Origin of the sequence: Paenibacillus sp. FJAT-27812, from assembly GCF_001273905.1 — a bacterium.
In the GTDB taxonomy this organism is placed as follows: Bacteria; Bacillota; Bacilli; order Paenibacillales; family Paenibacillaceae; genus Pristimantibacillus.
This window is the reverse complement of record NZ_LIGH01000001.1, coordinates 7,306,163-7,319,567: the sequence shown is the minus strand read 5'-3', so window position 1 is coordinate 7,319,567 and position 13,405 is coordinate 7,306,163. Positions and strand designations below refer to the sequence as shown.

At 47.5% G+C, this 13,405-nt stretch carries 10 protein-coding genes; 7 read left to right on the top strand and 3 right to left on the bottom strand.

Translation table 11 applies throughout. The features are described from left to right. Positions 1-1,560 (top strand): IS1182 family transposase, encoded by a 1,560-nt coding sequence (locus ADU23_RS31455; protein ID WP_053377360.1) that lies wholly within the window; start codon positions 1-3, stop codon positions 1,558-1,560. Between the two features lie 146 nt (positions 1,561-1,706). On the opposite strand, the gene ADU23_RS31450 is transcribed toward ADU23_RS31455, so the two are convergent. Next, entirely contained in the window at positions 1,707-3,158 is a 1,452-nt protein-coding gene (locus ADU23_RS31450) for a SpoVR family protein (protein ID WP_053377359.1), read from the bottom strand. 355 nt (positions 3,159-3,513) lie between these two features. Here ADU23_RS31450 and ADU23_RS32565 point away from each other — a divergent pair, with 355 nt between their 5' ends. Continuing rightward, positions 3,514-3,702, top strand: coding sequence for an ATP-binding protein (locus tag ADU23_RS32565; RefSeq protein WP_442950668.1), 189 nt, complete (start codon positions 3,514-3,516; stop codon positions 3,700-3,702). 92 nt (positions 3,703-3,794) lie between these two features. Here the strand turns inward: ADU23_RS32565 and ADU23_RS31445 are convergent, their stop codons facing one another. Further along, on the bottom strand, positions 3,795-4,703 hold the full coding sequence (locus ADU23_RS31445) for a sensor domain-containing diguanylate cyclase (RefSeq protein WP_053377358.1): 909 nt from the start codon (positions 4,701-4,703) through the stop codon (positions 3,795-3,797). 321 nt (positions 4,704-5,024) lie between these two features. On the opposite strand from ADU23_RS31445, the gene arfA reads away from it, so the two are divergent. The 5 genes from arfA to ADU23_RS31420 all read left to right on the top strand — a co-directional run bounded on the left by arfA (position 5,025) and on the right by ADU23_RS31420 (position 11,933). Then, complete coding sequence (gene arfA / locus ADU23_RS31440) at positions 5,025-6,533, top strand: arabinosylfuranosidase ArfA (RefSeq protein WP_442950640.1); 1,509 nt, start codon at positions 5,025-5,027, stop codon at positions 6,531-6,533. Positions 6,534-6,621: 88 nt separating this feature from the next. Continuing rightward, the gene (locus tag ADU23_RS31435; protein ID WP_053377356.1) at positions 6,622-7,542 is read left to right on the top strand and encodes an ArsR/SmtB family transcription factor; all 921 of its coding nucleotides are present in this window, start codon (positions 6,622-6,624) and stop codon (positions 7,540-7,542) included. Between the two features lie 163 nt (positions 7,543-7,705). After that, on the top strand, positions 7,706-9,436 hold the full coding sequence (locus tag ADU23_RS31430; RefSeq protein ID WP_053377355.1) for an ABC transporter ATP-binding protein: 1,731 nt from the start codon (positions 7,706-7,708) through the stop codon (positions 9,434-9,436). Beyond that, entirely contained in the window at positions 9,429-11,282 is a 1,854-nt protein-coding gene (locus ADU23_RS31425; protein WP_053377354.1) for an ABC transporter ATP-binding protein, read from the top strand. Before ADU23_RS31430 ends, ADU23_RS31425 begins: the two co-directional genes overlap by 8 nt. Before the next feature lie 87 nt (positions 11,283-11,369). Continuing rightward, positions 11,370-11,933: a YkvA family protein gene (locus ADU23_RS31420; RefSeq protein ID WP_231637567.1), complete on the top strand. Its 564-nt coding sequence runs from the start codon at positions 11,370-11,372 to the stop codon at positions 11,931-11,933. 64 nt (positions 11,934-11,997) lie between these two features. On the opposite strand, the gene glsA is transcribed toward ADU23_RS31420, so the two are convergent. Then, the gene (glsA, locus tag ADU23_RS31415) at positions 11,998-12,939 is read right to left on the bottom strand and encodes a glutaminase A (protein WP_053377353.1); all 942 of its coding nucleotides are present in this window, start codon (positions 12,937-12,939) and stop codon (positions 11,998-12,000) included. Positions 12,940-13,405: the final 466 nt, after the last annotated feature.

Genomic DNA, 13,405 nt, shown 5'->3' with positions numbered 1-13,405 from the left:
ATGTACATTCAATATACCATGGACCAACTTACTCTGCCAATGGATTTGGCGGAAGATATCCCCGAAAATCACCTCGTTCGTGTCGTGAACACTGCCGTTAACCGTCTGAGTGATCACATCTTTGCCAACGCTTATCCCGGCGGCGGCCGAGATAGTTATCACCCAAAAATGTTAACGAAAGTCATTATCTATGCCTACACCCAGCGCATCTACTCCTCACGTCAGATCGCCAAATCCGTCCGTGAAAATGTAATGTTTATGTGGATTGCTGGCCGGCAACGGCCCGACTTTCGTACCATCAACCGGTTCCGTTCTGAACGTATGAAAGCTGTGCTTGAAAAGGTGTTTACCGCTGTCCTCCAATTTTTGGCGGAAGAAAATTATGTGAAGCTGGAGCATTACTTCGTTGATGGAACCAAGATCGAATCGAACGCTAATCGCTACACGTTCGTTTGGGGGAAGGCCGTCGTTAAAAATAAGATGAAGTTGCAAGAGAAAGTACAGACGCTGTTTACCACGATCGAAGAGACGGAGAAGCAAGAAGACCTAGAACACCGCGGACAGGAGTTGCAGGAACTCGGCGATGCCTCGCAGATCACTAGCGAGAAGTTGGAGCAGGCCTTGAAGCAGTTAGAAATCCAGCTTGAAGAAAAGCCGAAAGACAAACCGCTGAAAAAGGCGGTTCGTATTCTTCGCAAAGATTTGCTTCCTCGTCTACAAAAATACGAGAGCCAGCAAGCGATTCTAGGCGAACGCAACAGCTACAGCAAAACCGACCCGGACGCTACTTTCATGCGTATGAAAGAGGATCATATGCGTAATGGCCAGCTCAAGCCGGGCTACAATGTGCAAATCGGCACGGAAAATCAGTTCATTCTGGGTTACAGCCTTCATCAGCGTCCAACAGATACGCGATGCCTAAAGCCGCATTTGGAGCAAGTGAAAGCGACACTCGGCAAGATTCCCGGAACCGTGATCGCGGATGCAGGCTATGGCAGCGAAGAAAATTATACGTATCTGGAAGGTGAGCAAGTAGAGGCCATCGTAAAATATGGGACGTATCACAAAGAAAAATCGAAGCGTTGGCAACAAGACATCAGCAAGATCGACAATTGGCAGTATGACCAAGAGGAAGACGTTTGGACCTGCGCAGCTGGTCGGAAACTGATTTATCGCTACACAAGTAAAGACACCACAGAGAGCGGATTTGAGATTGAGCATCGTCATTACCGGAGCTTAGACTGTGAAGGTTGTCCGCTTAAATCGGCCTGCACAAAAGCGCAAGGCAATCGGGAAATCCGAGTCAGCATGCGCTACTTGAAATACAAACAACAAGTACGCAAGAAACTAAAAAGTGACGAAGGCTATGCCCTTGCGGTTCGGAGGATGATCGAACCGGAAAGCGTATTTGGACAACTGAAGAACAACCGGGGATTCCGGCGATTCCTGCTTCGTGGCTTGGCAAAAGTGAGCCTAGAGGTCAGGTGGCTTTCGCTTGCCCACAACTTGCTGAAGAAAGCAGCAATGGACCAAAATAGAAACGGGATGGAGCAGAAATAATACCTGATCCATCCCGTTTTCATTTATTAGTTGATCATTTTAGTGTTTTGAGGCTATTCCTTACTTACTTTTGGGACAGCCTCTTTTTGTATTAGCTTTATGCATGACAGCTCTTCAATGAAGAGTTAAGAAGCAATTTCACTAAATCAAACAAACTTCCGACTCGTCTTCTTCCCATCGCAGCTAAACACAATCTTCTTATCCTCAACAAACGTCTCCAAATGTACGTTTTTCCCCCAAAGCTGCACAACATGAGGCAGCGTACGCTCCACGTACTTTAGATCAAGCTCCATACCCTCATACTCATGAATCAAATAAAGCTCGCCAACACGGTTAAAGTCCCCATCCTTAACCATCAGGCTGGGAAACCCGCCGTTTACTTTGGAATAAACGAGCTGGTCACGAATATTCTCCCAAGACTTATCGGTAATCTTCCACTCCGGTCCTTTTTTCTCGAAAATGTACAGATCCAGATCATTAACCAAATCCTTCGTCAGGTAGTTGCGGAGGAAGGAGATGTCGGAATCGAGTTCACGCACCTCGAACATTTTTTCTCTGCCTTTGCCAGGCACACGACCGAAGCGAGCCTGCTCTTCTTTCGTCGGGTTATCGAAGCGCCGCTCGATATCCTCAAATATTTTCAAACCTAAATAATATGGATTCAAGCTATGCCGAGACGGCTGAACGACGGAGGAGTTGAGTTTGGCGAATTCAATCGTTTCATCGCTAGTGAGATCAAGCTCACGAATAATTCTTTGATGCCAATACGAAGCCCAGCCCTCATTCATGATCTTTGTTTCGATTTGCGGCCAGAAGTAGAGCATCTCATCGCGCAGCATAGAAAGGATATCCCGCTGCCAATCCTGCAATGTAGGCGAGTATTCCTCAATGAACCACACGACATCTTTTTCAGGCCGAGGCGGGAAACGTTTGGCATCAGCAGCTTGTGATTGAGCGGCAGATGCAGCGGCAGCCGTCCGATCGGGATCAAGATTCCATAGATCATCATAAGAAGACGCTGGAATATTCCATTCAGAGCGCTCGCTGTCCTTTTGCACCATTTCAATGTAACGCTTCTTATCTAACTGATAAGGCTTAATGAGCGTAGGGTCAACATGCTCTTGAATCGCGAGAATCGCATCGATAAACTTCTCAACGGCTTCGGTACCGTAATCCATCTCATATTGATGGATGCGCTCGGCAGTAGCGGACATGCTCTCGACCATGTTGCGATTGGTCACGCTGAAGCGGGCATTGTTTTTGAAGAAATCGCAGTGGGCGAGAACATGGGCGACGATAAGCTTATTTTGGATCAAGGAATTGCCATCGAGCAGGAAGGCGTAGCAGGGATTGGAGTTGATGACAAGCTCGTAAATTTTGCTTAAGCCAAAGTCGTACTGCATTTTCATCTTGTTAAAGGTTTTGCCAAAGCTCCAATGACTGAAGCGGGTCGGCATACCATAGGCGCCAAACGTATAAATGATATCAGCAGGACAAATCTCGTAGCGCATTTGGTAAAAGTCGAGCCCAAAGCCTTGCGCGATTTCGGTTATTTCATCGATGGACCGCTCCAGCGCGCGAATCTCATCCTGGTTCATTCGTCATCCCTCCGCATTCGAAAAATACGATTCATACCATGTTTATGAAGGAGTGGCCAAGGTTATGTCGGTGAGACGATAATGATTCTAAAAAAGAGAAAAACAGTAAAGGTAAATGCAGAAAAGCGTCGAGTATTTGTAGGATCAAGTCGTTTTGTGCCAAAATAAGACAACGAATGCCGTAAGAAAAGAACGTCGATGTGATCCAATCCCTACTCTTATCCGTGATCCATGGATTACTTTATATTGTTTCGGCTTGTTTGTTATTCATCGTCATTACGCCAAAATTTATGTTTGAAAGCACAACGACAAGAGGTTTTCTGCAATTGATGGGTAAGGATAATCTGAGCAGGGGATCGCGCAAATCCTGATTCGGGATACGGGAGCTGGCATGAGCAGCACGCAGGTGAAAAGGCTGGGAAATCCCTATTTTACAACGAAGGAGAGCGGAACCGGGCTTGGATTAATGGTAGTGATCAGCCTGGTGAAAGCGATGAATGGCAAAATCCATTTCAGAAGCAAGCCGAATGAGGGGACGATATGAGAAATGCATTTTGAACTCGTTGCGGTGCGATAAAAAGAACCCTTGTACTTACCGCCGCTTGGAGCAGCATCTCCTCGTTAGCGCAGGTTAGCTCAAAGGTTTTTTTCATTTTGTTTAATGCCATACATCGCTTGGTCAGCATCGCTGATTAGCTCCTTCAGACTGGAGCCGGTGCCATAGGTGGAGCTGATGCCGATGCTTGCGGAAATCCGAATCGTCTTTCCATTTATAGAGAAGGGCTCTTTAATGGAGTCTTTTATTTTTCCTGCAACAAAATCAATGTCATGGCTATCCATCAAATGGTGAAAGCAAATCACGAACTCATCTCCGCCGTACCTCACGAGGATGTCGGTTTTCCGGACGCCATGCTTTAGCCTGGCAGCAATTTGGAGCAGAAGCAAGTCGCCAAAGTCATGGCCATAAGAATCGTTGACCTCCTTGAAGTCATCAATGTCAATGAACATTACGCTATACTGCTTGTCCGAGCTGCTGCGGCACAAATGGGACAAATAACGGCGATTATATAAACCGGTCAGGCTGTCCGTAACGCTGGCATTTTCTAATTCCAAAATATATCCCAAAAAAGCAGCCAAAGATGTAAGGAAGCCTAGCTGCCTATCATCAAGATGAAGCGGCACGCTATGAAGGATGCAAATAGCGCCAGACGACTGCTGATCAGCTGCATTTACAGGTATGCCAACAAACGAATGTGCCCCAAGCTGCTTGGCAAAGGGTAGAGAAGCAGTACGCGGGTCGTTTAATGTATTTGGAATGTTGAGAATGGGAGCGGTTTGGTTCAGAACGAGGCTGCAAAAGCTTTCAATCCATTTATGTAGGGGGCTGTTCTGAATGTGTTCTTCTTGACGGTTGAATGCCCGAATGATTCTGCTGCTTGTACCATCATTTGTCATTACGAATACGGTATCTACTTGAAGAAAGTGTTTCATGGTGTCAATGATATGGTCGGCCGCATCTTCTATTGAGCGTGTAGGACTGCTCATGATCTCAACTCCTGCCGTATGGTTGAAGCAAGGGAATTACCTTATAGTTCCATAGTAGTCTAAAAAGAGGACTAACTCAAGAAACAATTGAAGAATATTAGGAAAATTGAACTATTTTTTAAATCACATTCACCCCTTTGTGGCTTTAAAATAGTTCTTTCTTCATTCCTTTTAATTGAATTAATAATATTATTATTTCTATTAAGCAAAATTAATGCTTGAATTAATCTATAACATATAGTTAAATGATAACAAGAGCGTTTGTTAATAATTGACTTACTAATTAACGATTACATTAATTTAATGACGAGGTGGATGAGCATGGCAGACAAAGCATCAATGATCGTGGATAAGGATTTTCAAATAGGAGAAGTAGATAAACGCATTTACGGTTCTTTTATCGAGCATCTGGGTCGTGCTGTATACGGCGGCATATATGAAGCGGATCATCCGGAAGCGGACGAGCAGGGCTTTCGTTCTGACGTGCTTGAGCTCGTAAAAGGAATTGACGTGCCGATTGTCAGATATCCGGGTGGCAATTTTGTATCCGGTTACAATTGGGAGGATGGCGTTGGACCTTTAGATAAGCGTCCAAAAAGACTGGAGCTTGCCTGGAGAACGATTGAGCCAAACTGGATCGGCTTCAATGAGTTTATGGACTGGTGCAAAAAGGCGAACACGGAAGCGATGATGGCGGTTAATCTGGGTACGCGCGGGATCGATGATGCACGCAATCTTATCGAATATTCGAACCATAAATCCGGCTCCTATTGGAGCGACCTTCGTATCGAGCATGGCTACAAAGACCCGCATAACATTAAAACATGGTGTCTGGGCAATGAAATGGACGGACCTTGGCAAATTGGGCATAAAACGTCGGTCGAGTACGGACGGCTCGCAAACGAAGCGGGGAAAGCGATGCGCTGGGTTGATCCTACGATAGAGCTGGTAGCTAGCGGAAGCTCCCATATCGGAATGCCGACATTCCCGGAATGGGAATCGACGGTTCTGGATTTGGCGTACGACACCGTTGATTACGTCTCCATCCATCAGTATTATGGAAATCCGCATAACGACACCAAAAACTTCCTAGCACAATCGATGAGCATGGATTCATACATTAATACGGTCATCTCAACCTGTGATTACGTTCAAGCGAAAAAACGCGGCAAGAAAAAAATCAATCTTTCCTTCGATGAGTGGAACGTATGGTTCCATTCGCATGCGCAGGATAAACAGCTTGAGCCTTGGCAAATCGCACCGCCTCAGCTTGAAGACGTGTACACGCATGAGGATGCGCTTGTTGTCGGATGCATGCTGATAAGTATGCTAAAGCGTGCCGATCGTGTGAAAATGGCTTGCATCGCACAGCTGGTCAACGTAATCGCGCCAATTATGACGCAAAACGGCGGTCCTGCTTGGAAGCAGGCGATCTACTATCCATACATGCACGCGAGCATTTTCGGACGTGGAACGGTACTCGTACCGCTCGTTAAATCGCCGAAATACGATTCGAAGGATTTTACGGATGTGCCTTATTTGGAGACGGTTGCCGTTCATAACGAAGAGAAAGAGGAAGTGACGATTTTTGCGGTAAACCGGAATATTGACGAAGCGCTTCCGTTTGAAATCGACCTTCGGAGCTTTGGCACTTTCCAAATAATCGAGCATATCGTGCTTGAGCATGACGATTTGAAAATGACAAATACGGCAGATGCGCCAAATCGTGTCGCACCGCATACGTCAGGCAGCGCCGTTATCTCGGATGGCGGAAAAATTCAAGCGACGCTTGGCAAAGCATCTTGGAACGTAATTCGCATCAAGCTATAAGGGAAACAGTCAGGGTATCCGGAAGCTGCATTTGCGGCTTTTGGGATGCCCTTCTATTATTATAGAATAGAGATAGGAGGAGATACCCATGATACATGCCAATACAGATGAGGCTTGGCTGCCTTTATATGAAGCTTTGGCTAGCCCGGTCAGGCTATCCATCATTAATCAGCTGGCGACAAACATGATGAATGTGAAGGAGCTCGCAGAGGCGGTCGGACTTAGCAGCGCCATTGTGACCATGCATATACGCAAGCTTGAGAAAGCAGGCATCGTTCAGACGAAAATGGTTCGCAAGGACGGCGGTACGCACAAAATTTGCTCGCTCGCGGAGCGCTCCATCGCCATTGAGCTTCCCCATCCGGCACTAGATGTGAAGAAGGTGCATGATGTCAGCGTGCCTGTCGGCCATTTTACACAATTTGAAGTGTTTCCGACCTGCGGCATTGCTACGGTGGACAAGCTGATCGGGCAATTCGATGATCCGCGCTTCTTTTTGGAGCCTGAGCGGATGAATGCAGGCATTTTGTGGTTTGGCAAAGGTTACGTGGAATACAAGGTGCCGAATTATTTGCTTTCGGGACAACGTCCCGTAGCGCTCGAAATCACGCTTGAGCTTGGCTCAGAAGCGCCTGGCGTTAATGAGAACTGGCCGTCCGATATTAATTTCTCGCTGAATGGGATGGATATCGGCATGTGGACGAGCCCTGGCGACTATGGCGAGGTGCGCGGAAGATTCTCGCCGGCTTGGTGGGCTGATCGCGTCAATCAATACGGACTGCTGAAGGTGATACGCATTCAAGAGGAGGGCACGCTCATTGATGGCCAGCTCATGTCCTCCATTGGTATCAGCGAGATTGGGCTTGACCGCAACTTTTGGACGTTTCGCATCGGCGTAAGAGAGGATGCCGAGCATGTCGGCGGATTAACCATTTATGGCAAAGGCTTCGGCAATTACAATCATGACATTATGTTCCGGGTGTTTTACGAGGATGCACGTGGCGTTTAAGGCAGCTCAGCTGTCTTAGACATGTGTGTCGTCCCCCCATATTCCCTCAATCCCAATTTCCTCACCACTAATTGTAACGTTCATTGTATATGCCATTTCCGTTTCAAGAAGATATAATGAGTATAATAGCTAGTTTAAGCCATTTTTACTCGGAGGAACAAAGATGCTGACCATGTTCGCCTTTCTCAAAAAGTACCGATTTACCGCCTATGCCGCTCTGGTGCTTATGCTTATCGAGCTGATGGTAGAGCTGCTGCAGCCGTTTATTATTTCCAAAATCATTGACGATGGAATCGGGAAAGACAATCTATCCGTTGTACTGGAATGGGGAGGCTTCTTAATTGGCTGCTCGATCGTAGCTTTTGCAGCCGGCATCCTCAGCTCCTTTTATGCCTCTCATGTCAGCCAAAGCTTTGGCTTTGATCTGAGAGAGCGCCTTTATGAAAAGGTGCAATCGTTCTCATTTGCCAATTTTAATCGTTTTCCGGAATCTTCTCTCATTACTAGACTTACGAATGACGTAACACAGCTGCAAAATACAGTGTTTATGGGACTGCGAATTATGCTCCGCGCGCCTCTGCTTGTGATAGGGAGCATTGTAATGGCATTTATCGTACAGCCCAGTCTGGCGATTTGGCTTGCTGCCGCGATTCCGTTTCTCGGGATCTTTTTAGTTTGGGTGCTTAAAAAGGGCGAGGCATTATTTCGCTCCGTGCAGCAGCAGCTCGATCATGTGAATAGCGTCATGCAGCAAAATCTGATCGGGATGCGCATCATTCGCGTATTTGTCCGCATGCGGCATGAAACTGGCCGCTTTGCGAGCTCAAGCGAGCAACTTATGGATCGTACCGTTGCAGCGCTTCGTTTGACGGAGGCAACGATGCCAATCGTTCTGCTAGTGATGAATGCGAGCGTTATGGCGGTGCTATGGTTCGGCCGCATTGAGCTTGATACAAACGGGGCAACCGCAGGTGAAGTGATAGCGATCGTCAATTACGCGACCAGAACGACAGGCGCACTGTCCATCATGTCCATGATTGTCGTCAACTTCTCAAGGGCGCGGGCGTCAGCGCAGCGGATCGAAGAGGTTATTTTGACCGATATCGACTTAACGGACACGACAGACAGCGACGAAGAAGCGAAGCTTCGCAACGGCAGCGTTTCCTTCGAAAATGTTTCGTTTCAATATCCCGATTCTGACGAGCACGTATTAAACCAAATATCCTTCTCGGCAAGGCCAGGCGAGACAATTGCAATTATGGGTGCGACCGGCTCAGGAAAGTCTTCGCTTATTCAGCTTATCCCGCGGCTTTACGATGTGCAGTCCGGTGAAATTCGCGTTGATGGGATATATAACCGCATGTTGAAGCTAGGTCAGCTGCGCAAGCAGATCGGCTATGTTCCTCAAGAAATTATGCTGTTTACGGGGACGGTAGAGGAAAATATTCGCTGGGGCAAGGAGGACGCTACGCGCGAAGAAATTATCGAGGCTGCCAAGCTGGCGCAAATTCATGACACGATTATGAAGCTGCCGGAGCAGTACGAGACCATCGTTGGGCAAAAAGGAGTCAATCTGTCGGGCGGACAAAAACAGCGGCTGACCATTGCGAGGGCACTCGTAAGGAAACCGGTCATTTTGCTGCTTGATGACAGCACGAGCGCCTTGGATATACGAACGGAAGAAAATCTGCTTCAGGCGCTTAAACAGATGAAGTGCACGACCTTCCTTGTCACGCAAAAAATAAGCTCCACCGTATCGGCTGACTCGATCCTTTTGCTGGACGATGGGCAATTGCTAGCGCAGGGCAAGCATGAACAGCTGATTAGAGAATCAAGCCTCTACCAAAAAATTTGCGAATCGCAGTTCGGGAAGGAAGGTGTATCCCGTGCTTAGATCATTGATGGAGCCTTTTCAATACCGCAGACCTGAATCTGCTGCCGAGGCGGCAGCAGAAGGACAGACGGCAGGGGGCAAAGGCAAGCGAAAGCCTAGAGCGAGAAACACGTCGCAGACGCTGCGGCAAATGTGGAGTTACTTGATTGCATATAAGGGTAGACTAGCCGCTGTCATAGTCATGGTTATGCTAAGCTCTGGCTTTTCGCTGCTCGGCCCCTATTTGGCTGGAACGGCGATCGATCATTTTTTGATGAACAGGGACAGCGGCTTTGTTGTTTTTCTGATTGGGATGGCGGTCGTATATGCGCTGCATTCCGTCACGATGTGGCTGCAAAGCATTTGGATGATTACGATTTCGCAGAAAACGGTCTACCTTATGCGGGTACAATTGTTTGAGCATTTGCACCGGCTGCCTATTCCCTACTTTAGCAAGCGCCAGCACGGGGAGCTGATGAGCCGGGTAACGAATGATATTGAAAATGTAAGCTCATCTTTAAATAGCTCGGTCATTCAAGTGTTCTCAAGCGTCCTTCTGCTCATCGGTACCGTAAGCGTCATGCTGTCGCTTAGTCCATTTTTAACGTTGCTGACTTTTCTCGTGGTGCCGTTAATGCTGCTTGGAATGAAATGGATTACGAGGCAAACAGGCAGACTATTCAAAGCCCAGCAGCGCAATCTCGGCGACTTGAACGGATATATTGAAGAAACGTTGTCCGGGCAACGGATCGTAAAAGCTTTTTCGCAGGAAGAGACGGTTATTGCAGCTTTTAAGGAGCGCAATGAGCGCATTCGCGTGTCAGGCTTCTGGGCGCAGACCATATCGGGGTTTATTCCGAAGCTGATGAACGCGCTAAACAATTTAAGCTTTGCCGTCATTGCAGGAGTCGGCGCCATCTTTGTGCTTAATGATGCCATTACGGTCGGCATCATCGTCATTTTCGCAGAGTATTCCAGGCAGTTTACACGTCCGCTCAATGATCTGGCTAACCAGTGGAATACGCTGCTATCAGCGGTAGCCGGCGCGGAGCGGGTGTTCGATGTGCTGGGCGAAGATGAGGAGCGCAAGGATGAAGGCGCAGCGCGTGAGCTCGCGGAGGTCAAAGGCACTGTCGTATTTGATCACGTTACGTTCGCTTATGAGGGGCGCAGCGCTACGATTGACGAGGTTAGCTTTAGTGTGACGCCGGGAGAGACCATTGCGCTGGTTGGTCCTACGGGAGCGGGCAAGACAACGCTTATTCAGCTATTATGCCGTTTTTATGATCCAAGCTCAGGGCGCATCTTGATCGATGGGCATGACAGCCGCGAGCTTAAACGTGAAAATTTACGCTCGCATATGGCATTCGTGATGCAGGACCCTTTTCTGTTCGTGGGTACCATTCGCGATAATATTCGTTATGGCAAGCTTGATGCAACGGATGCAGAGGTGGAGCAGGCGGCGAGGCTTGCAAATGCGCATTCTTTTATCAAACGGTTGAAGGATGGCTACAACGCAGTTCTCAAGCCGGATGGCAGCGGCATCAGCCAAGGGCAGAAGCAATTGCTTGCTATAGCTAGAGCGATTCTGGCTAATCCTTCTATACTTGTGCTGGACGAGGCTACCAGCAGCATAGATACCGTCACTGAAATAAAAATTCAAGAGGCGCTGCAGCGGCTTATGCAAGGAAGAACCAGTTTCGTTATCGCGCATCGGCTGAATACCATACAGCAGGCGGACCAGATTGTGGTGCTGCAGGATGGCGCAATCATCGAAAAGGGGTCCCATGAGAAACTGCTGGAGCGGAAGGGATTCTACAGTTCGCTCGTAAGCGGCCAGATGAATAACGGGGTGCTGAGCGAATAATCAGCAATTTTCAGCAAGAGCAGCTAATTATTGCAACTATTTTTAAATAGATGAAGTATAAGTAGGTATAACTAGGAGGTGGGAAGTATGACTATTGCCCAGTGCGCAAGCTGTGGACATCATAACGATATCGATTCGTCAATGCTCATGGCTGCAGAATGCTCCTCTTGCGGCAAAAAGCTGATTGAAGAAGCCGTTCCCTATGAGGTTAACGAAAAGGAGCTAGAGGCATCCTTGCATTTAAATAAAGAGAGAGCGCCTGAGGAAGTCGACGTCAATCAATGGGTCGGAAAAATCGGGGACTACGAGAAGCAGTCCAAATATGTGGAGGAAGGCTTCTGGGCGAAGGTGAAGCGTCATGCGGCAAAGGTACCGTTCGCAAAGGAAGTCGTCACGCTGTATTACTGCTCGGCCGACCCGAAGACGCCGATCGCAACCAAGGTTACGGCAATCGGGGCGTTAGCGTATTGGATATTGCCGATTGATTTGATTCCCGACTTTTTGCCTGTAGCCGGTTTTGTTGACGATGCGACCGCTGTCTGGGTTGCCTACAAAGCGATCAGCGGACAAATTACGGATGAGCATCGCGAGAAGGCGGAGCAGTTTTTCATCTTAAACAAAAACGTTAAGCTGATCAATCCGCAGCCTTAATGAAAGCTAATGAAGAAGGACGCCCTATATAGGACGTCCTTTTTTGTTTTGCCGGGAAGGGGGATCAGAACAAGCTCCAGTCAAACTCATGGGATAACGATTCCAGCAAAGCGACCCCGGCAATGCTGTTTCCTTTGCGATTCAGGGACGGGCCAACTAAGCCGATGCCGTAACGGCCGGGCACTAACGTTAAAATACCGCCGGAAACGCCGCTTTTGGCAGGCAAGCCGACCTGAATGGCAAACTCGCCCGAGGCGTTATACATTCCGCAAGTAATCATAAACGTTTTGGCGATCTGAACGTAGCGGCGGGGAATAAGCTGTTCCCCGGTTAGCGGATTTTTGCCGTTATGAGCAAGCACCAACGCCATTTGAGCCAAGTCCTCGCAGGTTACGCTTACGGAACAATGGCGGAAATAAACGTCAAGCACATCCTCTACTGATCCTTTCAGCACACCGTTGTCTTTTAGAAAATAAGCCATGGAGCGGTTTAGGTTAGCTGTATCGGATTCAGAACGATAGACATCGAGATCATAGTCCAGCGTGTCATTATTAGAAAGAAGACGAAGGAACTGCAGTACACGGCTGGATTTTTCCGTAGAGCTGTCGCCGCCAATAAGGGAAGAGATCGCAATAGCGCCAGCATTGATAAGCGGATTAAAAGGAATGCCAGGCTGCACAAGCTCAAGCTTCAGCATAGAGTTGAAGTTATCTCCGGTCGGCTCCATGCCAACCTTGTCAAAGACAGCGTCCTCGCCATTGTCCATTAACGCTAGAATGAGGGTGAACACTTTGGAAATGCTCTGCATCGTAAAAGAGATCTCTGCATCACCAGCTGTAATGAAATGTCCATGTGCGTCGATAATATGAATGCCTAGTGCGCCTATTGGTGATTTTGACAGCTCGGGAATATAAGAGGCTACCTTGCCATAACTGCATTGCTGCCGGCTTGATTCAACCCAGTGCGGCAGAAGCGCTTGAATACGTTCGATTTCGGTTGTTGACATTGTGATGCTCCTCCGCTGAATGAATTAATAATCTATTTCCTTATTCTATAATAACAATGATGTGCTTTCACAGATGAAAGCCAACGTTTAATAAAAGATAATATTCGCTATTTTACGGTGGAAAATTGATTAAAACATAAATTTAAAACTTTTTTTAAATAAATGCTTGACCAATTAGAGGGGGACATGATATATTCTAATTCCGGCCGAGAGAAACACGCGGACGACGAGCAAAACAAGCGAAACAAAAGAAAGAATAGATTGCTCTTTGAAAACTGAACAACGAGTAATAACTGCCCTTATGATTCTAACGAATCGTAAGAAAAAGCGATAAAAAAGTAATGAGCATTTCAAACACCAATTTGGAGAGTTTGATCCTGGCTCAGGACGAACGCTGGCGGCGTGCCTAATACATGCAAGTCGAGCGGATCTTGTCCTTCGGGATAAGATTAGCGGCGGACGGGTG